This window comes from Bradyrhizobium sp. RT6a (assembly GCF_040547675.1).
Taxonomy (GTDB): domain Bacteria; phylum Pseudomonadota; class Alphaproteobacteria; order Rhizobiales; family Xanthobacteraceae; genus Bradyrhizobium.
In genome coordinates, this window is the sequence record NZ_JBEPQC010000017.1 from 1 (window position 1) to 24720 (window position 24720).

General features: G+C 57.7%; 14 protein-coding genes and 4 pseudogenes. 3 read left to right on the top strand and 15 right to left on the bottom strand.

Annotated features, from left to right (window positions below; all coding sequences use genetic code 11):
- The 5 genes and pseudogenes from ABIC03_RS38610 to ABIC03_RS38630 all read right to left on the bottom strand — a co-directional run.
- Window positions 1–212, bottom strand: a pseudogene (locus ABIC03_RS38610) (IS66 family transposase); the annotation flags it as partial.
- 47 nt (window positions 213–259) lie between these two features.
- The gene (tnpB, locus tag ABIC03_RS38615) at window positions 260–580 is read right to left on the bottom strand and encodes an IS66 family insertion sequence element accessory protein TnpB (protein ID WP_502917364.1); all 321 of its coding nucleotides are present in this window, start codon (window positions 578–580) and stop codon (window positions 260–262) included.
- Between the two features lie 121 nt (window positions 581–701).
- Complete coding sequence (gene tnpA, locus ABIC03_RS38620) at window positions 702–1004, bottom strand: IS66-like element accessory protein TnpA (RefSeq protein ID WP_354066077.1); 303 nt, start codon at window positions 1002–1004, stop codon at window positions 702–704.
- A gap of 494 nt (window positions 1005–1498) precedes the next feature.
- On the bottom strand, window positions 1499–3154 hold the full coding sequence (locus tag ABIC03_RS38625) for a class I adenylate-forming enzyme family protein (protein ID WP_354066079.1): 1656 nt from the start codon (window positions 3152–3154) through the stop codon (window positions 1499–1501).
- Between the two features lie 566 nt (window positions 3155–3720).
- Window positions 3721–4617 (bottom strand): beta-keto acid cleavage family enzyme, encoded by an 897-nt coding sequence (locus ABIC03_RS38630; protein ID WP_354066099.1) that lies wholly within the window; start codon window positions 4615–4617, stop codon window positions 3721–3723.
- Between the two features lie 769 nt (window positions 4618–5386).
- Here ABIC03_RS38630 and ABIC03_RS38635 point away from each other — a divergent pair.
- Entirely contained in the window at window positions 5387–6862 is a 1476-nt protein-coding gene (locus tag ABIC03_RS38635; RefSeq protein WP_354066081.1) for a CoA-binding protein, read from the top strand.
- A 791-nt stretch (window positions 6863–7653) separates the two neighbouring features.
- Here the strand turns inward: ABIC03_RS38635 and ABIC03_RS38640 are convergent.
- The 3 genes from ABIC03_RS38640 to ABIC03_RS39380 all read right to left on the bottom strand — a co-directional run bounded on the left by ABIC03_RS38640 (window position 7654) and on the right by ABIC03_RS39380 (window position 9833).
- Window positions 7654–8439: an SDR family NAD(P)-dependent oxidoreductase gene (locus ABIC03_RS38640; protein WP_354066083.1), complete on the bottom strand. Its 786-nt coding sequence runs from the start codon at window positions 8437–8439 to the stop codon at window positions 7654–7656.
- A gap of 839 nt (window positions 8440–9278) precedes the next feature.
- Entirely contained in the window at window positions 9279–9548 is a 270-nt protein-coding gene (locus ABIC03_RS38645) for a hypothetical protein (RefSeq protein ID WP_354066085.1), read from the bottom strand.
- Window positions 9549–9686: 138 nt separating this feature from the next.
- Window positions 9687–9833: a hypothetical protein gene (locus ABIC03_RS39380; RefSeq protein WP_502917365.1), complete on the bottom strand. Its 147-nt coding sequence runs from the start codon at window positions 9831–9833 to the stop codon at window positions 9687–9689.
- 73 nt (window positions 9834–9906) lie between these two features.
- On the opposite strand from ABIC03_RS39380, the pseudogene ABIC03_RS38650 reads away from it, so the two are divergent.
- Window positions 9907–10101 (top strand): annotated as a pseudogene (locus ABIC03_RS38650) (ATP-binding protein); the annotation flags it as partial.
- Window positions 10102–10179: 78 nt separating this feature from the next.
- Here ABIC03_RS38650 and ABIC03_RS38655 read toward each other — a convergent pair.
- From ABIC03_RS38655 to nodU, 6 genes and pseudogenes are all read right to left on the bottom strand, one after another.
- Window positions 10180–10286: pseudogene (locus ABIC03_RS38655) on the bottom strand (IS66 family transposase); the annotation flags it as partial.
- A gap of 1000 nt (window positions 10287–11286) precedes the next feature.
- On the bottom strand, window positions 11287–12339 hold the full coding sequence (locus ABIC03_RS38660; protein WP_502917366.1) for a KamA family radical SAM protein: 1053 nt from the start codon (window positions 12337–12339) through the stop codon (window positions 11287–11289).
- Between the two features lie 806 nt (window positions 12340–13145).
- A complete protein-coding gene (locus ABIC03_RS38665; protein WP_354066089.1) occupies window positions 13146–14615 on the bottom strand; it encodes a 3-hydroxyacyl-CoA dehydrogenase NAD-binding domain-containing protein in 1470 nt (489 codons plus the stop codon).
- A gap of 467 nt (window positions 14616–15082) precedes the next feature.
- Entirely contained in the window at window positions 15083–15421 is a 339-nt protein-coding gene (locus ABIC03_RS38670; protein ID WP_354066091.1) for a hypothetical protein, read from the bottom strand.
- A gap of 1350 nt (window positions 15422–16771) precedes the next feature.
- Entirely contained in the window at window positions 16772–19222 is a 2451-nt protein-coding gene (locus ABIC03_RS38675) for a CaiB/BaiF CoA transferase family protein (protein ID WP_354066093.1), read from the bottom strand.
- Between the two features lie 267 nt (window positions 19223–19489).
- The gene (nodU, locus tag ABIC03_RS38680; RefSeq protein ID WP_354066095.1) at window positions 19490–21154 is read right to left on the bottom strand and encodes a nodulation protein NodU; all 1665 of its coding nucleotides are present in this window, start codon (window positions 21152–21154) and stop codon (window positions 19490–19492) included.
- A 1228-nt stretch (window positions 21155–22382) separates the two neighbouring features.
- Between nodU and ABIC03_RS38685 the strand changes: the two genes are divergently transcribed.
- Window positions 22383–23492, top strand: a complete 1110-nt coding sequence (locus ABIC03_RS38685) for a pyridoxal phosphate-dependent aminotransferase (RefSeq protein WP_354066097.1) — start codon at window positions 22383–22385, stop codon at window positions 23490–23492.
- 956 nt (window positions 23493–24448) lie between these two features.
- Here ABIC03_RS38685 and ABIC03_RS38690 read toward each other — a convergent pair.
- Window positions 24449–24630, bottom strand: a pseudogene (locus ABIC03_RS38690) (integrase core domain-containing protein); the annotation flags it as partial.
- Window positions 24631–24720 lie beyond the last annotated feature (90 nt).

Sequence of the window (24720 nt, forward strand, 5' to 3'; positions counted from 1 at the left end):
CGTGCCGAGCGCTCGGAGCGCTGCCCGTACAGTTCGCGTTTGAGCTTCTCGATCCGCAGCTCGAGATGCGCGATCAGTGCCTCGTTGTCCGACAGTTCCGCCTGCGCACTGGCAGCCACCGCCTCGGCTCGCAGCCGCGCCTCACGCTCGCCCTGCAGCGCCGCCAGGGCACTCGCAAGGTCCGATGGAAGATCGTCCGGCTTCGGTATCATGAAGCCATTGAATCAGATCAAGCAGCAGATTCAAACCGTAAAAGCGGCTATCCGACCCGCGTCGGCCGATGGGTTTCTTGAGGGTTACGCCAATCGATCCCGGACAGCAGATAGCTCAACTGCGCCGGCGAGATCGTTACCGATTCACCGGCAACCGATGGCCAGATGAACTTTCCTCTCTCGAGTCTTTTTGTGAACAAGCAGGCTCCCTGGCCATCGTGCCAGATCGCCTTCACAAGATCGCTGCGGCGACCGCGGAAGACGAACAGATGACCGCTGAGCGGGTCTTTGTGCAGCACCTCCTGCACTTGGAGTGCCAGCGACGGAAAGCCTCTGCGCATATCCGTGTAGCCTGTCGCGAGCAACACTCGCACATTCCCCGGTATAGGAATCATCGGCGTCCAAGCACATCGAGGACCCGCGCCAGCGCGTCCGGATCGACGTGCGCATCCACCCGGATGCACCGTCGGTTGCCAAGATCGATCTCTATCAATCCCGTACGCGCGGCTGCCGCGGAGCGAACTCGGCCATCAACCGTAGGCAAAGCTTCGGAGCTTCCTCAGCCGATGCCGCTATGGCGGCGATCTGCACCGGCGTAAAAGATGGTACTACTTGTTCCGATGTTCGTGCTTGTCGACGCCAGGTAAACACCAGGCTGGCCGCTACTCCGTTGCGACGCGCAACCTCAGTCACCTTCGCGCCCGGCGCCAACGTCTCCTCGACAATCCGTGCCTTGTCGTCCTGCGACCAGCGCCGCCGCCGCTCCAGCCCGCCCAAAACCTCGACCCGCATCGCCTGATGACCTTAAAGCTAGACTTAAGGTCACACGCTTCGCGAATTACCATCCGTCACGCAAGACGGCCCACGTCGGATGCGTACCTTCAGCCGCATGTTCCTCGTGCTCCAGTCTCCAGCCGCTTGGCCTCGGAGCCCTCCATCCCGTCCCAACTTGTTTTTCCATTTGTAGATAGTGGCGACGCTCACGCCGTGCCTTCCGGCACAGATCGGGCGACCGAAACGCCGGCCTCGTGCTGGTTCAAAATCCGATAATCTACTCTTCGGAAAAGCCACTGGGCTTCATTGTCTGGTGCTCATCGTGGACCAGAGCGAATTTCAAACCGAATTGAGCCCGTGGGGCAAGGTCAGGGCACAGATCTGCCCCAACCTCGGTTCTGGCAGAGACTAGCGGTCTCGGCGCCAAAGAACGTCGCAATGATGACAAGTCCAACTCGCTTCAGGTAGCCACGACAACGTACGCATCTGCAAGAACAAGCGTGTAATCGGTTTCACAACCAGCGCTTCTCTTTGGTATCATAAGTCCCAGCAAGCGGATCACCGACGGCCATAAGCTCACGTTTGAGTACTTTATTGCTGGAGGGGGCTCTAGGAAGCGTCTGCGTAAAGGCGATGTACCGAGGTATCTTAAACGCCGCAAGATGCGCACGCGCATGATCGACAATGCGCTCTATGGGCATGTTGTCTAACGCGATTCCTCCTCTCAATTCGACTACAATTTTGACCTCCTCTCCGCGCTTCAGATCGCGAACCGGTATCGCGGCCACGTCCGCAATCTCAGGAATTTCGCGAATGACTGCCTCAACCTCTCGCGCAGCGATGTTCTCGCTCGATCGGCGGATCATGTCCTTGGTGCGGCCCACCAGCCAATAGAAGCCAAGCTCATCCCGACGCATCAGATCACCAGTCTTAAACCATCCGCCCTCAAACGAGGCGGCATTTGCTTCCGGCTTGTTCCAATAGCCCTTGAGAATCCCGCGTCCACTAACCCACGCTTCACCGACTTCGCCGATCTGAGTGGGGGTGCCATCCTCGTTCATTAGCCGCAGCGCCCGAAACGGCGCGCGTATCCCGACCGAACCTGAACTGGCTAGCTGGTCGAACTGGTTAGTCATTCGCGTGGCGAACCCGATCTCCGTCATCCCGTACGCTTCCTCGGTCCGCACTCGAAACCGTTTCCGGAACTGGCGCACTGTCTCAGGGCTCCAGCCCCAGTTCAGGATTTGCTTCAAGCAGGTCGCCCCATCTTCGTCGGCCGCCTCGGCCTCGCGCGCTATCAGTTCGGGAACCTGACACCATTCTATTTGATGCTGCTTGACCCAACTTATGAAGCGCGTCGCGCTGAGTTGAGGAGCTAGGTAGAGCGTGCCGCCCTGACGATATGACCTCAGAAGATGCACCGGCGGATCGACATAGAAAAATGGCTGCGCGGACAAATACCTTTTGTATGGCCCGTCGTCCCAACAGATCTGTTGATACGAAAACAGGCCCCAATAGTCATGCGTCAACATGCACCCCTTTGGAAAGCCAGTTGTCCCGGAAGTATATTGAATGTTCAAAAGATCGTCAGGGCCGACATCCTCCTCAACCATCGAATCATCGACGCACTTAACCAATTCGGCGATAGTAGAGAGTGTCCCGCCGGACGGCTGTCCCGCGAGAATTATCCTCTCTTTGGCAAGGACTTGTGGCCAAGGCTCCATAGACGAGAATACTGACCATACGTCTTGGTCGACTACGGCGAACTTAGCTTGTGTATCGCTGAGAACATATTCAATCTCCCGTGGCGTATACCGCATGTTGATCGGCACCATAACTGCACCAAGCTTCGCAAGCGCGAACCACAGGATCGGGTACTCGATGCAATTGGGAAGCATCACTCCGATGCGATCGCCCTTGCGCACGCCGAATGCACGCAGCGCGTGGGCATATTTGTTAGAGGACTTGTCCATCTCCATGTAGGTCGCGCGTTCACCGCGCTCGAAGACATCGATTGCTATTGTCGATCCGTGTGTTTTTGCCCGCATTGAAACCAGCTGACCGATTGTGATCGTCTCATAAGCGGTTTCCAACGCCTCGACTTTGCGCAAAGCATTTGCGACACGCTCTTTCAGCTCGTTGGCCGTCAATTTTGCGGGGGACATCATTGGACCTTTAGATTCGGGAGACGGAAGAGAGGCGGCGAATGCGCTTGCACTGCGGAGCCGATCAAGGTCGCCCGCCGACAGTCCCTAGGGGCAGCTCACTTTGCATGCGTGGGAAACCGCAACGGCTCTTCGCGAGCAACATCCGGCCGTAAGCGCGAACATGCGGTGTGGCCCACGTGATCAGGACACTTGTTCGGATTTTTTCCTCGCCTTGTGTTAATCGACCCTGAGACCTTCAACCGTCGTTTGCACGGATAGCAATGATTGTTTCTACCTTGTTCATGGAAATCGATGTACTACCTAATCTGATGGAGAAGGGAGCGGTTGGCATAGCCAGCCACATCGGGACAGCTAGCCTCCATGGAAGCGATATCTCGCGTAACCGTACAATGCGTCAGCCGACGCCATACTTCACCACAGGGCGGCATTTGGGCGGCAGCGTGACCGTTGTTAGCCGCCGATAACGGGCGCAGCGACCGCCAGCATCTTCGCGTGCACTCGCGCTGCCAATCCACTTTCTAGGCGCAGACCGAATGCTCGCCTCTCAGGCGTGAACTTCCAGCCTCTCAGCCGTGGACTTTCAACGAGAGTTTTTGGCGCACCTCATCTGCACTCAATACGCCCACCCCCATCCTGTCGAGAATTTCTACTGCCCGCTGGACGAGATCGGCGTTCGTCGCCAGCCGCCCACGAGATAGGTAAAGATTGTCCTCGAGGCCTACCCGTACGTTGGCCCCGACCAGTGGAGCCAAGGCCGCATATGGAAGCTGCATCCGCCCAATCGAGAAAGCGGAGTAGATTGCTCGCGGCGGAATCTGATGCACCAGCGTCAGCAGCGCCATCGGATCATCCGGTGCGCCGTAGCGAATTCCCATGCAGAGCTGGATCAACGCTGGATCTTCGATTACCCCCTCCTCGATCAAGTCGCGCACCAGCACCAACTGCCCGGTATCGAATACTTCAAGCTCAGGACGCACGCCGAGCGCCTTCACGTGTGCCGCCATCGCGCGCAGCGTTCCAGCGGTGTTAACCATAATGTACTGGCCACTGGCGCCCCAGTTCATCGTCCCGCAATCCAGAGTGCAAATCTCAGGGCGCAACTCCTCTACGTGCACCAACCGTTCAAGCGCACCAACCATGTCCGTTCCGGCCGGGTTCGGCGGGAGAGGAGAGTGCGGTTCACCTAGCATAAGGTCGCCGCCCACGCCGGCCGTCAGGTTAATCACCGGATTTACACTCGATTTCCGAATCCGCTCCACAACTGCCCTATATAGGGCGGGATCCCGCGAGCCCCGCCTAGTTTCAAGATCACGCACATGGATATGAACCACTGCTGCGCCCGCACGCGCGGCCTCAATGGCTGAATCAGCGATCTGCTCCGGAGTTACGGGCACATGCGGGCTACGCTCCACCGAACTCCCACCACCCGTCACTGCACAGGTGATAAAAACCTCTGAGATCATCCTCGCTCTATCCGTTGACCAGCGTCTATCAAGACCAATCATCAACTCCATCTCCATCTCGCCCCACCTAAGCAGCAACACCAAAAAAGCGTCTAGCCGCTGCTCCATTCGCTTGCGAACGACGTCACAACCGCATTCCTTATACAAGCAATGGGCGTGCCGTTCGCGAACTTTCATTCGCGGCTTTGCTTAAAGAGAGGAAACAAGCGTCCCAAACAGCCTCAACCTAAAGGCGCATTGCCCTACTCAACACAACAACTAGGACGATGAAAAGGAGTCAGGTGTTTCACTACGACGCGTTTCTTAATGTGTCTTTTGTACGCGAAACCAAGTTCATGACCTGGCGAGCAGGAGTTCGAGGAACCTTACTATCCCCCTATACTGGCAAGGGATATGCACTGAGCCGTCTGGGCAGCCCCGCCGTTGCCAAAGCCTCTTGGCCGTCAGCGAAAGACTCGCTCGGCTCAATCAGGTTTTTGCCTTCGTGGCAGTCCGTGCGCGCACTAACGTCAGAAAAGTTTCAATATTGCTGGAATATTCGCTCGCCCGTTGAGGCCGAAGCGCTCCAACTCACGTAATTTCGCGGACAAATAGCTCCTAACCTTTGTCCACTTTCTGACAGGAAACACGAGGCCATCGGGCCAAAATCGCCCTTCTTGAGTCGGCGTGCGAACTACCTTGTTGGACTCAGACGCCTAATGCCCCTGAGACTTCGCTGGCACATTCATTGCCACGGCATTCCGGGAACACTCAGTGAGAGGAGGACTGAATGCACTCAGTCGCGGAAAATTCGGGCAGGACGAGAATAGCCAAGGACAAACTAAACCTTCGATTTCTCTTCGAACCGAAGGGAATTGCCTTGATTGGTGCTTCGCCCAAACCGAGCCTCGCAAAAAGTATCCTTGGCAACATTGTATCCTTTGGATTTGATGGAAAAATCGCTGCCGTCAACCCGAGCTACACTATGATTGATGACGTAGACTGTTACAGGTCCATTTCAGACGTTCCGTTTCAGGTCGATCTCGCCGTGTTATGCGTTCGAGCCGAAAACATTCTATCGTTACTGGAGGAATGCGAGCGAAACTCAGTGCGTACCGTACAGATTATCTCGAGCGGCTTCGCCGAACTTGATACTGAGGAAGGCCGCATTAAGCAGCAGGAACTTCAGCGCTGGGCGGAAGAATCGGCGACAACAATTGTCGGGCCCAACACATTCGGTGTCATTAATTTGCATCGATCTTTAGTTGCTGTTGGAGACAGCAAGATCACCAGGGTCGTCCCAGGGGGAGTTAGTGGCGTGTTTCAAAGCGGACAGATGGCCACAGTCATGCACCCGCTAATGGGCAGAGGGGTCGGCATCAGCAAACTCGCCACCACTGGCAACGAAGCCAGCATAACAACAGCCGAACTAATCAACTTCTTCGCTGACGATCCGCAAACGGAAATGATCATCAGCTACTGTGAAGGCATCAAGGATCCAGAACGGTTCACCCTTGCCTGCGGGCGCGCGCGGGAACGGGGCAAGCCGATCATTATGTTGCGCGTCGGCGCTCATCCCGAGGTGCGAAGCGCGATTGGCCGACATACGGCGACACAAGCCGCGAAGAGCTATGAACGGGAGATCGACCTCCTGCACGACTTACGTGTCATTACCGTTGAGTCGGCCGAGGACCTTATCGAGACCGTTGTGGCTTTCCAAGTATGCCACAAACCGCGGGGCAACCGCGTAGCCTTTGCAAGTTTTTCAGGTGGCATGGGCAATATTGTTGCCGATACAATCCTGTCTATACGAGGCCTGAAGCTCGTTTCGTTCTCGAGCCAATTGCGCGAACGACTGGGGCACGTGCTCCCGAAATTCGCAAATTGCGTCAATCCGTTAGACTTGAGCGCTCAAACCATCTTTAATGTCGAGGTCCTTGGCCGTTGTACGCAGCTACTCGGAGAGAGCGGTGAGATTGACCTGCTTCTGTGGGGCCTGGACTTGCCAATGAGCATCAAAGATGATTCTCCGGTTGGCCTCGCTCTCACAGAGTTGATGGCAAGGCATCCTGAAGTAGTTGTCATTCCAGTATCGCAGATGAATGGGCTCTGTCGCGACTACCAGATTGATGGAGGCCCGCCCACGTTCGCCGGCCGGGCACTCTTACAAGGTACGGCGGCTTCGGTCCGAGCTATTGCGAGGGTGATCGAATGGCATGCGTCCAGACCGGTGCCGGGAACGGCTATGCTGCAGGCATCGCAATAAGGTCGGCGGGGGACACCTGTCACGCTTGCGCCGCAAGTAATGGATCACGTGCCGATAATCGACGACCTGGTCATGCTTGCCGTCGTGATGCGGTCGCCCTCGCGGCAGGGTGACGAGATGAGTGCCGCCGACCAACACGTCGAGACGATAGGATCTCGACTTCCGACAACCTTGCGGCCGAGCAATCTCGAACCCGTGCCTCTAGCCTCCAGACCTCGGAAGCTGCGACCACATCACTCATCCGGCCGCATGAGCCGCCTCCATCGGAAGACCGAGCTCCGGGAGAGCCCTTTCCGACGGGCAACACTTCTGATGGCATGCCGGTTGCAGCGTCTCGTGCCAAGAGCTTCTGCTCCCCCGTAAATCGTCGCCGCGGGGCAACGTTGGTGACGACTTCCTCATTCGAAAACATCTCTGACCTCGGCGTATGCCTAAGAGTATGCCAAGTCCTCTTCAGTCAAAGCGGGGAGCAAGTTCGCTGATCGTGCCCTCTGCGTAGAGGTGAAAAATATGTAAACTACATAAGGCTGTCATGCTTCGGCGCCGAGAAACACGTGCTTGAGCATCCAAGCCGGCGCAGAGAAGCTGAATGCATTCTATGTCATACTTCCGCTAAAGCGGTTGATTGGCTGTGTTCATTTTCGAAGAACAGCACGGGCCGAGGGCCGATTTAAGCGGCAAACTTCATGTTTGATCGCGGGCTTCAACACGCCACGTTCAGTGGGAGCTCGTCGTTCACGGTCTTCTACGCACGCTCAAAGAGGCGCAATCTGTAGCCAGAAGCTTACTCCTCATCCAATCAAGTGCGACCCGGCATCCATGCGCACACACTCGCCCGTCATGTTGCTCGAAGCGGAGGTCGCTAGAAAATACACAATCTGTGCGATGTCCTCGGCCCTGGTGACTATCTTCAGAGGGGCCTTTGCAGCGACTGCATCGCGCATCTCCTTTGCCCGGGTCTCGCCACAACCCTTGGTGTACCAAAGAGTGTCGACAAATCCCGGACACACTGTGTTCACGCGGACAGCAGGTGCAAGAGCTCTGGCCAGAGACAAGGTCATGGCGTTCAGCGCGCCCTTGCTCGCGACATACGCCAAGGAGGAACCATCGCCGCTGATGCCCGCCACCGACGAGACGTTGACCACCGCCGCCACGGCTCCGCATGCTCTAGCGTTTGCTTCCAGCAAAGGGCGCGCCGCGCGTATCATCTGATAGGGTCCTATAGTGTTCACGGCATAAATTCGCTGAAAGTCCTCAGCCGACAATCCCTCAAGATCGTGGTGTGGCACGTGTTTGGTGATGCCGGCATTGTTAATCAGTGCATCGATTTTCCCCCAATGTTTCGCGGCTGCAACAATCTTCCTGCAGTCCTCGTCACGCGAGACGTCGCCCTGCACCACTAAAACCTCAGCAGCGCCAGCATTGAGGCAAGATTCGGCAGTCGCTTCGGCATCCCTCTTGCTGGTGGAATAGTTAATCAGCATCCGGGCGCGGCATTTGGCAAGTAGCCGCGCGCTTGCCGCGCCAACGCCCATCGCCGCCCCCGTCACAATCGTACACAAACCATATCCTGACATGTTGCCCCCTTTACAAAACCTTAGGCTGCGACGCGCATAACAATTAAGGGGCCGTGAAGAGATTATCTTGAACCAGTTTCTGAGTGTCCATCGAAGCCCGCCCTTGTTCAAACGAAGCTAAATACGTACCGGCCGTTTGGATAGCTGCCAAATCGGATAGCGCGAGACTGAGCAGCAAGATGAGCTGGGCGGAAGGTTAACATCTTGGGAGGCCGGCGGTCGGCGGCCAAAACGACGGGTTTTTGAACCGATCGCCGGCTGCTTTACTCGCGTGCATTTCTGCTACTAGGTCGGGTCCGACACAGGGCTGATGATCGCGTGAAGGTGAACCGCCGCGCCGTTTCTCGGTTGCCGCCGGCCGCGAATTAACGCCCGTAAGGGTTCCCAATAAGTGCATGAAGCGATGCGATCTCGTCGCGCTCCTTGAAGCCGCAAACGACCTTCTTGCGGCCGGCCTCGATGCTGACGCGGCTGCCCAATGTCCGAATGCATACGCGCCAGCGTAGATCGGGTCAGGATGTGCAAGAGCGTGTTGTAGACTGGCAGATTCCACTCAATCCGTCGGCCTTCCGAGCCGTAGGCAACGGCCCGCAAGGGCATGCGCACATGCCTGAGACACTGGTGCACCTGACGCACTGACTGCGTCTTGGTAAACTTCACGAAAATCAGGTCGGATAGCCTCCGCATGCGCCGATCCGGACCTTCGCGATGCTGTTGTTGCCGTTCCGCACGTAGCCGATGGCAACGTCATGAACAGTTGCCGCGGCGCGCCGTCTGCTTCAAGGCTTCCGGCGAGCGCTGTCGCAGGACCGACAGCTCCATCTCGCTCATAGTGCCCTTCATGCCGAGGCGACATCGCTCCAGCCGAGCTGCCGCGCGCGATTGGAGAATCCATATTGACGGCGGTTGCTTTCCAGATTGCTGGCGACCTGATCAGCTGTCGATTGACGGATGTAGACGGCGGCCTGACGGGCAAGGTACTCAGGCGCGACCTCCCTTGCCTTTTCGCTGGCCGCGTATGTCGCGACGTCGTCGTCGGCTAGGGCCTCGACCGGCATGCGCTCGATCAGGCTGACAAGCAGAGGCTTCTGCGTGGTCGGAATGTCCAACATCTTTTGATCGACTTCGAACAGGTCTCGCTGTCGGCTCGGTCGTGGTCGCATGATCGCGTCCTTGGTGCGGAGCTGATTCCCCGTCGGGCGAGGCTAGCTAGAAGCGCATCGAGCCGGACGCGCAACTCGACGAGCCTATCGACAAGGAGCGCTGGTGATTGCCGTGGAGCGAGCCGTCTCCTCACTCATCCATGCCGGGATCAGGGCGAGCGTACCGTCGGGCTGGACCACGACCAGATGATCCTCGCCGGCGAACCGCTTGCGGTGCTCGACCCGCACCATCTGCCCGCCCCGTGGATGGAACGGATAGAAGATCCGCACAACTCGAACGCCGGACACCCGGCATTGTGACGCTGGTTCGCCCGACGTCGGTAAGACGCACTTGTCGATCGCGCTCGGGCGAGAGGCGATCCTGGCCGGATACACGGTGCAGTTCAAGACGGCGACCACGCTGGTCGCTGGCCTAGCCAACGCGCATGGCGAGCGACGCCTGGACGAGAAACTGCTCGCGCTGTCGAAACCAAAGCTGCTGATCCTCGACGAACTCGGTTGCGTGACGCAAAGGGGGCGGTTCCGGATGGCGTTTGATAGACCGGCGTCGGTGAACCTGCCGCGGCTAGCTTCGAAGATCGAGCTCAATGCCCAGGCGGGCGAAAATCTGCGCCTGCCGGTAGAGCGGCAGGTGATCAGCGCATTGGAGACCAGCACCTGGGCGATTGTGGCCTCGGTTGCAATCCGCCCTCGGCTGCGGACCCGTAAGTCTCAACGGCCGCCGCTCGGGTGCGGAAGAAATATCGGACAGCTTCATGACTTTCATCGAGAAAGCAAGATGTTGTCAAGTCGCCGGCGCGCAGCTGCTGGGCGCGAAAACAGCGTCCCGGTGATTGCATTTGCCCCCCGGCTTCTTGGGATCAGAGATGGTGGACTACGGTGCATTCATGGCCGAGCGATCGGATGAGGCGATAAGATCATATCCTCGGCCGAGCCACGTAACAGAGATGCGCCCGAGCAAACCGGCTGGCGTTCCGTCAATGACCCGCGTCGCAATGGCGTTACTGAGGATCACCACGGCTCGTCCTCCTGTGATGACGATCGGCTCGGCTCCCGAGCAATCCTCGGACGCGCAGTGTAGGGCGAGCCATCCTGACCGTGAGATCATCAACTGGCCCAACGGCGGGATCTCCGAATCAGGGATATGACGGCACCCCTTTTGAGCGACGGTTCGGCCACAGCCCAAAGTGCAATGGCTGACCGACAATGGCTCGATCTTCGCCGCATATCGCAGTCTTGCAATTGCTGCGGCTCTGAACCTGAAATCTTGCTTCACTCCGATCGAAAGCCCGACAGCAACGGCATGGCTGAGGGATTCGTAAAGACATTCAAGCGCCACTATGTTCGTGTGAACTCGATCCGTTACGCGCGCACAGCGTTGCTGCGCATCGATCACTCGATGGAGTATTATAAATCAGAACACCCGAATTCCCGGCTGAGCTACGCTCACCGCGGAAGTACATTGCATCACTCTAGCCAGCCGAGTGTCCGGTCGAACGGCGGTAGCTCCATCCTCTAGACCTCAAGCTTGAGATCGGCCAACGTTCGCGAATCAATGGCGTGGCTCGGCCGATCGGCAATTCCACTCCGCAGCTTTGGGCGGCGCGGCGTCAGGGGGCTGGACGAAGTACCGCTGCCGCACCCCACACACTGTCCCTGAAATCAGCATTTCCGCGGCTCGTTCTCACTGTTCGGGAAGATCGTCCAACCAGCAAGCGCCCTCGACGTACGGCCGTGAAAAAATAGTACCTATCTTCTCGGGATACCTGTTTTGATGGTATCGCATATACACGCGTGCTTCCGCGCCGAGATCGAGGATCTCGATTTTCCCTGTGTAGTGGGACATAATGTATTTGAATGTCTTTTGGATCCCGTTCAGACGTTGGTTGATCCCGCGCGAAATCTCGACTCCGCGGCGTAGCGGAACTTGAAAATGTGATGCGCCTCTCACCGGCCTGCCCTGAAAGAGGTAATATGGGCGGACGCCGATTTGGTGACATTTGGCGAACGTCTCCGCCAAGATCTTGGCATCATCGTTGATTTTCGCGAGAAGCACGGACTGATTGAAAAATTGCACGCCCAGGGAGCGCAAAGAACGAATACTGCGCTCAGCGTCGACCGAAATTTCACCGATGTGATCGAAATGTGTAACTATCGCTGCAACCTTACCCGATTCGATGATCCGCCGGAACAAAGCGGCCAAAGACGGATCTTCGAACCGCTTGGGCGCAAATGCGATCATTTTTGTCCCGAATCGAATCGAATTCAAATGTGAAATGGGTAGCAGGTGATCGACGATTTCCTCGAGCTTAAAGCTGCTGAGTACAAACGGGTCGCCTCCTGATAGCAAGACGTTGGTCATCTCCGGGTGGAGGCTGATGTACTCAGCGATCCGAGAGTAATTGGGTGCGATTTCGTCGGAATCCTTACCGACGAGTCGCTTGCGGAAACAGAAACGGCAATATGAAGCGCAGCGGTCCGTTACTAGCAGCAACCCTGTCTGGGCGTATTTGTGCTGGAGTCCAGGCACAACGGTGTTGTCGTGCTCACCACTTGTATCCAAATCGCCACGGCCCTCAAACTCCTTGGCTGAGGGTTCCACAATATGCTTAAGCTGGTCGTAGTAACCGCTGTTAGTGATATGTTTGCGATAGAATTTTGTGACTTGATAACGCGTGATGCTATTGGCCCGCAACTCATCTTCGGTAACGGCGCGCGTCCCCTCGATGAAATTCATGAGCCCAGCCTGGGCGTGCGGATGCGATTTGGCCAGCGGCGGGCGATCGGCGTCGATCATCTGAAACACTCCCATGTGAAACTCTCGGTCATAGTGACTGATCCCGTTAAAGGGCCCTCAACCCTGTCTCAGCAATTGACGTGCCACGACAGAACGGGCAAGGCGCTACGATAGAAAGCCCCTGCCTTCGAAGCATATGTACGAACTACTTATGCCAGACGTGTGTCTGCTTCCGAACGTGGGTTTCCTAAACCGCACATGATCCGCTTACTTTTGGCCAGATACTTTTGACGGGAGACGGGCGCCTCGACCAACATGGCGCGGCTTTATGGCCGCTCGCCTTACGGCCAGCGCCGTATCGCAGCACTTCCGCATCTCCAATAGAAAATAACGACTTTCGTGAGCGCCCTCAGGTAGATTGGCATGACTGCGCCGATGGTTCTCGACGCCCCATGGATGGGCCGGCGTTCGAGGCTTATGTCACGCAGGTTCTCGTGCCGTGCTCAACCCTGGCGCCATCGCGTGATGGATCTCGCTGCACACAAGCGAGCTGAGGTCGTCATCGCAATCGCTGCGGCAGACGTCGGGCTCCTCTACCTGCCGCCCTATTCGCCCGACTCAAGCTGACTTTCGCCAAGCTCAAGTGCCCTTCCGCAAGACGGCTGCCACAATCAATCGAGGCCTTGGTCCACGCCATCGCGGCCGCCCTTCCCGCCTTCACCGCCCGAGAATATCCGAACTACTTCGCCGCCGCAGGTTGTGATCGCTCCTGATGAGACTCTGCTCTAGCTCGGTGGTCATCATCCTCAGCGCAGCTCGATGCTTGCACCGGCGCGTTCAGGACGGGGCAGCTCCGCGTGCATCCGCGCTAGCTCCAGCACGCGTTCGCGTACGTTCGCCTGCGCTGGTCCGATCCGTCTACTCTGGGCATCGACGTGAACCAGCATCTGCTCACCCGTGGCGGCCGGCTGGTCGTCGCGCTCACGTGTGAGTGTGTGGAACAGGCGTAGACACTTATCGTCAGCGCCAAGGACTTGCGTGAGCACTTCAACGCGGTCACCGGCGCACAATCCCCGAAGACGAGAAAGGTGTGTCTCCACCGCCTGATAACTGCCACTCTTTGAGAGGTACTCGCCGTCAATGCCGATGTAACGGAGCAGAATGCCGGTGGCGTTACCGAAAAGCTCGAGGTAGCGGCTCTCACTAACGTGACCGTTGTAATCGATCCAGTCACACGGTATCTCTCTCATCGGCATTCGCAGCGGATCGGAACCGTTAGTTCGCTGGGGAGCGCGGTCACGTAGCCCCTTTTCCCATCGAGCGAGCGTCTCGCCCGCGCCGTAGCCCTGAGCGCGTAGTCCCTGCAGTACGGCCACGAGGCAGTCGTCCCGCTTCTGTTCAAGCTCAGGGATGGTCAGATTTGCGGCTTGTGCGTCTGACTGCTCGGCGAGTTTGTCTATGAAAGCGTCGGTGAACTCGGGTACTTCGGTGAGCTTGGTCCACGGTATCTTTCCGGGCCTGAATTGTTCCATGGAGCGGCGCGCGCTGCTCACGGGGACGGCGAGACGGTAGGTCTGGATGGGCCCCATGACCGCCCGGCGCAGCCCGATGGAGTAACGGACTGCATCATCGATCTCCTGCACGGTGGCCAGATTGTCCTGCACCAGCCACAACGCCTCACGCCACACTGCCTCCTGCAGCCGGTTCGCGATGAAACCATCCACCTCGTTACGCACCAAGAGCGGGTGCATCCCCACCGCCCGGAAGATCGCCGTCGCCCGGTCGAGCGTCTCGGGCGCCGTGCGGTGTCCGGCGCACAGTTCAACCAGCGGCAGCAAGTACACTGGATTGAAGGGATGCGCGACTAGCAAGCGCTCGGGGTGGTCCATCTCGGCCTGCAGCAATGACGGCCGAAGCCCCGAGGTCGACGAGCAGATCAGCGTTTCCGGCGCCGCCGCGCGGCTGGCCGCCGCGAGCAGCTGCTGCTTGAGACCCAGGCGGTCGGGCGCGGACTCCTGCACGAGCTCCACCCCGCGCGCCGCATCTGCGACTGACTCCACTACCGTCAGCGACCCCTCGCTCGGTAGCGGCAGCAGCGTCAGCCGGCGATACGCCCGCCGCGCGTTAGCTATCATCTTCTGCACACGCTCGACTGAACGAGAGGACGGACCATACAGCCGCACATTCACCCCGTTGAGGATAAATCGTGCGGCCCAGCCGCCACCGATGACCCCTCCGCCCAACAGCCCTACCGCTCGCGGCTTGCCCTCAGACATAAACTTTGAATTCTCAGACATAAGCGTTGACCTTTCCCACATGGACCTTAAAAGCGAACCTTTCACGCACTTCATCCGGACTCATTAACCCACCCCTCGATCGCTTGAGAATTTGCGCCGCCCATTCCACAAGCTCGGCAATGGTAGCCAGCCGGCCGAGAGAGATACAGGTTGTTCTGCAATCCGACCCGCACTCGCAGTTTGCGCCCATCTATGAGGACACAGCCCGCATCGAAGAAGCGAGAAAGCCGAGTAAATGCGCGTTGCGGCAGCCTGTTCACCAGCGCCAACAGCGTGGTGGGATGGTGCGACGCACCCGATTCCCATGCAGGGCACCTGGAGGAAATGACCGGTATCGAACACTTCGAGCTCAGGACGCACATCGAGGTCTCGCATGCGCGCTGCGATGCCGCACAGCGTCCTAGGCATATTCGCCAAGATGTACTCGTATTGAGTGGCGCAATTCATCACGTGCAGAGCCGCTCAAGCGTACGCACCACGTCTGCACTTGGGTCCAGCGGCAACGGTGAGGCCGCTGCACGCGACCGGCCGCCACGCATTTTCGCTCTCAGGTTGATCTTCAGGTTTACACCTGCTGCGCTGAGCAGCACTGCTTCGCGATATAGCGCGGGCTTTCTTGAGCCACCCGATCTCCTGAGAGTACCACGCCCGCCCGTACCGCCCGTTTCCCTCAAACCAGAATTGGCGATTTGGTCCGGATTAACCAGCACATGCGGGTTTCGCTCAATCGAATTTACGGCACCAGTGACCGCACAGGTAATGAACAACCCGGAAATCATCCTCATTCCTTTCGCTGCTAGCTTCACTGCTTGGAAGCGGCACCAAGTTGGCCACTCGCAGCGATAGAACTGCGGATCAATGGCTTTCAGCGGCAGCTCTCATCTCAGCAATTCGCGTGCCGCTATCCAAATGCATGCGCAGCTTGCCTTAGCTAGAGATCAGCGGTTCGCTAGCAGCGTACCTCTTTTCATGAAGCAGCGGGTTGTCGGGCTGCCCACATCCTCGTAGCTAATCGGACACGTTTGCGATGGAGGCTCATCTAAGCCGTTCGCGCTCGGAGCGGCGTCGATCGCTGCTTGACAATGGCATGCGCTTGCCATGCGACTACCGGCGCTGCTGTCGCGAGTTTCAGACCTGTCGGCCTTTCTTTCTTAACCTCCTCTCTTTTCACCTCCCGAGGAGGAAAATGCGCGCTGTTCGAAGGAAGCCTCTCCGTCGAATTCGGAAGGATGATTCTCCTTTCTATGGTCGGGCTTGGCTGAACGACTCTGCAAGCAAAAGGCGGACGGAACAGCAAACAGCGCACGCGAGCAAGTCACTAGCCAGCGACGGTTAGCAATCTGCTGCTAAGTAGGCGAGCTAGGACCAATCCATTCAGGATTCCCATAGCTGAATGATGCTGAACCAATGCATACTGGAGTTTTTGATTTTGAAGCGGGCTGCAGACCCGGGTCGCAGCGGTGCCGACAACCGTTTGTGCGTGACGGGGTCATGTCGGTTCTGCGGCCCGTGGCCTATTGGGAAACGTTGCCGGAGCGCTATGGCAAGTGGAAGAGCATACACGCGCGGTTCACCCGCTCGGACAGGGCCGGCGTGTGAAAGGATGTATTCGCCGAACTTATCAATGGTCGCGGCGACAACTACCTGATGTTCGATACCAGTCTGGTTCGCATCCAGCAACAGGCCGCGAGCGGAAAAGGTGGGCTAAAACTCAGGCGCTGGGGCATTCCCGACGGCTGCCTATCAAAATGCATATGCTCTGGGGCGGCTTCGGACCGACGCTACACTACGCTTCAGCCTCACCGCAGGCCAGCGACACGACAACGTCACGGCAAAAGCCCTGCTTGAGGGCTTCAAGGCCGAGGCCGTGCTGGCCGACAGGGCCAATGACACAAGATCACCGCAGATATGAACGCTGAACGCTGAAGCCGCGATCCCCTCAACCCGCTCGCACAACATTCTGACGATGAAGCTATCTACAATCTGCTTGATCGCATCGGGTGCTGCTTCAACAAGCTCAAACACTCCGCCCTTCGCCGCACGATATGACCGGCGGATAGACCACTTCCTCGCCTTCGTCCACCTCGCCGCAATCTCCAGCTAGTTCCGCTGAACGTGGATTCGCCCTAGGCTAGTCAGCCTGAGGACACATTCTTGGCTTTTGCAAGTTCTTCTTCCGAGAGCATCGCCGTACCGATGACACCCTCCTTCAGCAATTCTGCGATTTCTGCGTCAGAGAGGCAGAGAAGCCCTGATAGGATTTCTCTGTTGTGCTGCCCGAGCGTCGGCGCCGCTGTGCGGATCACGTATGGGCCTGCGCCTTCGCGGATCGGCATTGAGGGCTGCGGATGCAAGCCAATGAAAGGGTGATCGATTTGCTGGAAGAATGCGCGCGACCCGAGATGCCTATCTTTGAGCAAATCAGTTGGCAGGCGGGCCACGCCTGCGGCAATTTTTGCGGTTTGCAATTCCGACATAGCCTCGTCTGCGTCGCGGTTGAGCGTCCAGGCCGCGATAGCTGCCTCAATGACTTCCTGAAGGGCACGGCGAGCTTCGACATACTTCAGCGACGTGTCTGCCGCCCAGTCTGGTCGACCGATAAGGTTAGCCAGCCTCTGCCACATTCCGACGTTGGTGGCCGCCACCATGATCCAGTTATCCTCGCCAGCGCATCTGAAGCAGCCGTGCGGGACGAATTCAGGATGTCGATTGCCGTATCTTGCGGGCGCCGCGCCGCTGATCGAGTGAACGATGCTCCATGGCGCTGCAAAGGGCATCATGCATTCGATCTGCGCGAGGTCGATGAACTGCCCCTGTCCGGTAATGCGGGCGTGAACCAGGGCGACCAGAGCCGCAGCGCAACCATTCAATCCGCCGACGGCATCTCCAAAGGCGATGTGGCTCATGATCGGTGGCCCATCGGGGTTTCCGATGACGCTCGGCAACCCGGAGCCCTGCTCGAGGGTCGAGCCATAGGCCCTGCAATCGCGATAGAGGCTGTCGACACCAAAGGCCGACATGGACATCACGACAAGCCGCGGATTGAGCGTTCTGAGTACATCGTAGCCGAGCCCTAACTTAGGCATGACACCTACGGAATAATTGTCAACGGCGACATCGGCATCCGCTAAAAGCCGCTTGGCGCTAGCCAGGCCTTTCGCCCGCGTCAGGTCGAGTGTGATGCCGCGCTTATTACGATTCAAGATGGAGAAGCGCTTTGTCTTTTCATACATCCGGCCGTCGACGTAAGCAGCGCGCCGATCAACGCCGCGCCACCAGTCAGGATATTGGATCGCCTCCACCTTGATGACGTCCGCGCCGAGATCAGCCAGTATGCGGGTGCACAATGGGCCTGCCCAGCCCATCGTGAAATCGATGACGCGAATCCCATGCAGCGGCTGTCGGTCGCCATCCACGCGGCCGTCGAACCTAAATGCAGTGCCGCTCGGATGCGTTCGGGCGTTCGCGACACCCTGCTGCTCGCCGAGATCTGGAACCTTTCCGCCGCGGCGGGGCGGCGTCAATGTGAGCCGTTGGGGCGAACCAACGGTCAAGCCATGTTCTTCTCCAATCAAGACGGGCACCATCGCGCCGCGCCGGCGTTTCTCAGGATCGACGAGCAGATCTGACATTTCCGGCACTGGGATAACCGGGATCTTCCGCTTCAGTCCCTCTACAAACCACTCCTGCGCTGTACGCGCCTTCAGCTTGGGCATAAACAGTCGTTCGATCTGATCCATTTGTGGCAGGCGATCCTCGGCGAGGACCAACGCCAGATTGTCACGCAATTCGGAAAGGCCGAGCATATCGCAGAAGGCCTGCCATTGTGTTGGCGTGCCCGTCGTAACCCCTAACCAGCCTTTTTTGGTTTCGTAAATCCCGGTCGGAGGACCAAAGGGCCAGAACCGGTTGATGCCAATGCGGCGCATCACGTTGCCAGACGCGAACGTCTCGAACGTGTGATACTCGCTGAGCGCGAGGTTCGCCTCGAAAGCACTCAGCGACCACGAGCGTCCTGCTCCACCGTGCACACGTTCAAGCGCTGAAGAAGTCACAGCGATGAAGCCCCACAGCCCGGCAATAATTCCCGCCTGGAAATCCGGCGCGTGGAACGGCGGCCCTTCTGCCGGCCCAACCAGTTTGATCAGGCCGGCGAGCGCACGGACGGTCGAGTCGGTTGCTACGAAATCTGCATAGGGCCCTTCGCGGTCGAACCAGCTCGCTTCAAGGTAGATCAACTTTGGGTGCCGCTTGCGGATCTCGGCGACATCAATCGAGGGACACTCCGCAGACTCGATATCGCGGCCGTCAAGGAGAATGTCGCACCCCTCGATCAGTGTCCTCAGTCGCATGATCGCGTCGGGTTCGTCGGCATCTATGATAATGCTTGATTTATTAAAGTTCAAAAATGCGAACCAAGCACTCTGGACACCAGGCGTAAATGGTGCGCTGCTTCGAAGCGGATCTCCTGCTGGCCGTTCGACCTTCTGAACTTCGGCGCCGAAGTCTGCAAACAATCTGGCGCAGTAGCTGGTTGCGGCCGAGCTACCGATCTCGACGACCCGCAGATGCGATAACGCTTCCATTAAGGCCTCCATTTCTCAGATATGCCGTCCTTTGACTCTTCTAATCCGCAATACACGTTCCTGTAATCACTCTTTATTAGGGTCACCCGCCACCGCCTCACGCCCGGAGTATTCAGAGACACGTGACACAAGCTATTGTGCGAGAAGACGAAATCAGCCGTGACAGCATGATTACTCCGAGTTCAAGTGCACTCATCTTATCGTCAAACCATTGGGACTACCCTCTTGCGCCGGTATGCCAAGCGAGCACACGACTGCATTGGAAGCTCAATTGCGATCCTTTTTGGTCCACAGCAAGCCATCGGACCATATGTGTTCAACGCGGCCCCACTGGCAGGCTGATGCGACATCCGGGAAGAATCCACGTCCGTGGTGGTTGGCACTCGTATTGGAAAGCAGCGGAATGCCGGTGAGCTTTTCATACTCGACAAGAAGCTCCGCGACGTCGTGCTGAGACGTTCTAGGAATGGTCTGCAGCCGCGCCGATCCGTCGAGATGTACAACCGCAGGGATTTTATCCCGCCATTCCGCTCGCGTCTCGTGGTCGAACAACATGTAAGGATCCGGCGTTCCGGGGCTGAAAATATCCGGAGCGCGATCTTCTAGGCATATCGGCGCTACTGGCCGGAAGTGTTCGCGATGTTTGATCTCGTTGAGACGGTCCTTCATTCCAGCGGACGTCGCGGCGGCAAGGATGCTTCTGCTACCCAACGCCCGTGGTCCAAGCTCGGCGCGGCCTGCAAGGAATACTACGGGCTGGTTGCTCGCGAGAATGATAGCAAGCTCATGCATGCTGCACGGGGCGGAGTCCCATTCGGGCGGCACATCGCTGCATGTCAGGGCTGGGCCACTGTAGACTGACCATTCCAGCGGCACGAAACCTCTGTCCGCCGCCATTGCGGAGCAAGCTGCGCCTATTGCCGCCCCGCTGTCATTCGGAAAAGGCGGCACCCAGACAGCATCGAACAAGCCGCTAGCCCTTAGTGCGCTGTTCCATTTGATATTCAGACCGCAGCCACCGGCTATACACAAGTTGCGTGATCCCGGAGAACTAGAATGTCGCTGTAAAACGGTCGTCATCTGTCGGATGAGGAGACGCTCGAGGAAACAATGAAACGATGCAAGTACATCTTCGGGTCGCTTGGCTTTCAACCGACGGGCACTCATGCGGAAGAAGTCGTGGATGGCCGCAAGTGAGGAATACACTCCGCTCTCCGCGTGATAGCGACGCACGTGTTCCGCGTCGGCGGCGATGCGCTCCTCGTAGAGCTCTCGGAGCACAGTGATGATGCCTTCATCAGCAGACCCCAACGCGATATAGGCCATCAGCTTGCCGGCAATACCTAGGTCATGCCAGTTTGAGCGATTCGTATAAGGTCCAAAGTGATCGCCAACAGCAGCATAGGCCTGCCCTATTAGCGGAAACAGGGCTTCGATGAACCGAGCGCCACAGCGGTCTACATAGTAGAGACGTGGAAAAATGATGCCGTCCCATACCAGGCAGAAGGCGGATTGTCCCGATTTGATAAACGGGCTGGTGCAGTATGCGGAGGCCACGTGACCTGCGACGTGCGGATAACTTTTATAAGGATAGGACCTGCCGTCGAGCACCAGGCCGGAGCCGTCGTGCGAAGTGAGAAGGCCCTCACCATCACATTCCACATACGGTGCCCACCTCAGACTGACGGGTTCGGCCCCACTGAGGACCTGAAACCCTTCCCTCCACCACCCTCCATCGACGACGAACTGGTCAACATCGCATGGATTAAGACCGTGCTCCGCCAAGATGGCAACAATGGCACTAAGATTGTCAATGGCTTGATAGCGTCGATTGTTGTCCCGCTTCTCATGCTCGACGGAAAAGACGAGCCGTCCGTCCTCAACAAGAGCAACGGCTCCGTCATGCCTCAGTTTGATACCGCAGATGCGCATAGTTCTTCCTCCATCTATACGGTGTGCGCACAACCGCCTATAACATTGAGCACGACAGGCGCGTTGACGGCATCGGGTCGAATGAGATCGATTGACCTTGGTTCAAACAAACTAAACCACTAGCTATGTCGTTTGAGCAGCTACCAGATGGGATAGGCAGGAGCGGCAGAGTAGAGCGAGACGCATCCACGCCTTCATCGTCGCAGCGGTAATCTGCTAGCTCAATTGAGTCGCGAACACTGGCACTCTCTCCGATCTAAGTTGTGGACGTGCCGCAGTTCGCAACAATAGCGCGTCACGTGCCCGAGGTAGGGCGCCGCTGGCCGTATAGACTCACTTGCTAGGCAATCCTCAGACTGGGTTTCCGCGTAACTCGCAACCCACGTACCGCAACCATTCCGGTTCGCCTGGTTTCAACAGTACCGAGGATCCCAAAATCCGATGACGCTCTAGGCGTTCGCAGGGATCTCTACAGCAAAGGATTACACCACCCTGAATCCGGGCGGACCGTCGGGCAGCGGCAAAATCCTCGAACGAACGTTGCCCGCCAACTTGAGCGTTCTCCTGCATTCCGGGGATATGAGGTGATCCCCAAGCCCTGGTCGTCTCCTTCCGTAGAACTGTTTTTTTCGGTTGAGTAAGATCGTCGCGGCGGCTGGTCGACCGCGTCGGCTAGCTACGCCTATAACCAGCGCGTCTTCTTAGTCATGCCCGCAAAGGATTCGTAAAGATCGGACAATCCGTCTTCACCGCGGCGAGCTTCCGGTTGCCGCCGCGCAGTTCGCGCCGAGGCCGCTTCTCGGCAAGCACCTTTTGCACGAAGGCTTCACCTCACTACTCCTCCGGACTCTCACGATCTTCTCGAGGCTCTCTCTGCAATGCATCAGCCACAACAATCGAGCATTCATTTTTCACCGAGAGCTCCAGCCCCGCGGCGGGCGAGCACCGGGCAGAAGGGGCCCAGCTTGACCTCGGCGGGCAGCGAGGAGCTTTGGCCGCTCACAAATCGGCACGGTCAAACTACCCGCGTTGGTCATTGATCAGGAGGATCGATGATGGCAAAGATCAGTTATGACCGCTGAGCCCATCACAAATCAGCACGCGGTTCGGCGTTATCTCATAGGCTCCGAAATTACCGCAGTGAGCATTTAGGAACAAATATTGCGTCTTAGACTTTGGCACCGCTGCCGCCGGAGGGGGGACGATGCCTACTGCGGTTGAGTATCCGATGATCGATCTTACGAGCGATGATCTTGTCATCGCCCCACCCTCATCCTTGCGCGAAGGAGCGATTGCTGCCCTCGATGCTGGGACGAACCACCGCATCGATTTCGGTGGTCTCGCGCCGCTTCGTAAGGCGGTTGCTGATAAGCTGGCGAATGAAACAGACATCAGTTGGGATCCGGCGGACATCGTTATCACTGCGAGTGCAGACGAAGCCATTATCCGTACTGTATTGGCCATACTCGATCCGGGTGACGAGGCCATTATTATTCGTCCATGCCGGCCGACATTCCCGATTCTGCTTCTTCTCGCCGGTGTGACGCCCGTGCTCGTTGACGCTCGCCGCCCGCGATACCTTCCCGACATCAGCGCAATCCGCGCCGCTGTCACACCGAAGACGAAGGCCATAGTCATCAACTCGCCCAACGATCCTACTGGCGCAGTCTACGATCGTGCGACTCTTCAAAAGATTGGCGAGCTCGCAATGCGTTTCCAGCTCTGGATCATTTCGGACGAGCGCTACTCTCGATTCATATTCACCGGGGCATCGCATCATCAATCGATTGTTATGACGCACCCCGATGTACGTTCACTGACGATCGTAGTTAAAGCATTCTCAAATGAGCTGGCAGCCACCGGTTGGCGCTTAAGCTATATCGCGGCACCTGCGGAGGTTGCCTTCGCTGCGAAACGACTGCAGAGCCATACAACTACAAACCCCAGCGCGATCGCACAGCATGCAATCCTACATCATCTTCAAGTCAGCGACGGCAGCTTTGAGCGGGAGGTGCATCAGCGCCTGGCCTATGCCCGCAACGTAGGCCTTCACATTCTTTCTGATCTGCGTGACGTCGCTATATCGCGCGCCGATGGCTCGTTCTTCTTCTATCTCGATCTAAGTAGGCTTGTTTCGGTCCTGGCGGCTGAAGGTCCCATCCAATCATCCGACGACATTGTGCGATTGCTCTTGGATGAAGCCAACGTAAAATGCGTTCCCGGCAGCGTCTTTGGCGACGTGAACGGTCTACGTATCTCTTTCGGCGCCCCACCGGATCTCTTGGAGGTCGGATTGAGAAGTATCGTCAAGACACTGAACAGACTGAGGCGGAGCTAAAGCCGACAGGTTACCGCCGTCTCGCGGAATTGATAATGTCTACGATACCGAGGGCAGCAACAAGATATTGCAAGCAGGACGGTGATGGCGCAGGTTTACCACGTGCACCACCCGTGGCGAGACGCCCAGCGCGCCGACAGCCAATAATTCGTCCGTTAGAGTTGCGGCCCAATCTTGATGGATTCAAGTTCAACCCAGTCGCCAAAGAACGGGGAGCCGATATATAGAATGCAGCAAAGCTAAACGACCATTAACCTGTACTCAAATCACAGATCAACCGCTGCTCTGTGCCCCACCGGGTTCTCGGCAGATTGATATCGCCGCGACGTCGATCCAAGATGGGTGCCCACGGATTAGGAATGCAGGAACCGCCTGATCACCTCCGGCTGGCGTCATCGCTGACTAACTCACGAACTCGCGTCGTGAACAGATTCTGCGAGGCGATCGCGGGATGCATTTGCCTCAAAAGCGGCCTGTCCAAAGTAGGTCCTTGAGACGCAGGGCCTCAGAAAGTCCTGGTGACTTGCTCTGCGGCGGCGATGGAGCTGACGGTATAGTTGCGAGCAGCCGTCGATGTCCGCAGCCTTTGGCTGACGATGCGCTTGACGTGGACAGGCTTGAATCGTCCCGCTCTCACCACACCCTTTGCGATGCTACGGGCGTCGTCGTCTTCACCGACATGGCCGAAAGTGCCTCCTTAACTTAGCGGGCAAACTGAGGCCGGTAGTCCCAGTTCGATTAGATTCGCGGCCGGCCATTCTGAGCTCGGTCCAGCCTCTGCATGGTCAACTTGACCGGCCCATGGTTCGAGGTACTTCACAACAACGACCGCGCTACGCAAAGATCGCTCGCTCGCGGAACCTTTCGGTCTCGTCCACCGCGCATAGCGCTGAATTCAGCGACCATCGCGGCTGACGTAGATCATGACCTTCCTCGTGGGAGAGCGGAGCATTCGGATAGCGTAGCGCCAGATTCCGGCGCGGTTGGTGACAGGTGATATGGTGAACTCGGACGGGGTTTTCCATACGAGCTGCGAGTGCGGACGCATGTTGTTGTAATCGGCTCGCCAACATCCGAGCGCGACACCGGCCTACGCCCGTGACGTGAGTAGCGTCTCGTTCAACAGTTCGTCCGTAAGCGATGTTCTCAGGCCACGCGCCAGCGTTCTTGGGTAGCGAGATAGGCCCAGGGTAGCAGTTCGTCGATCTGGCTGTTCGGGTGGTCGTTG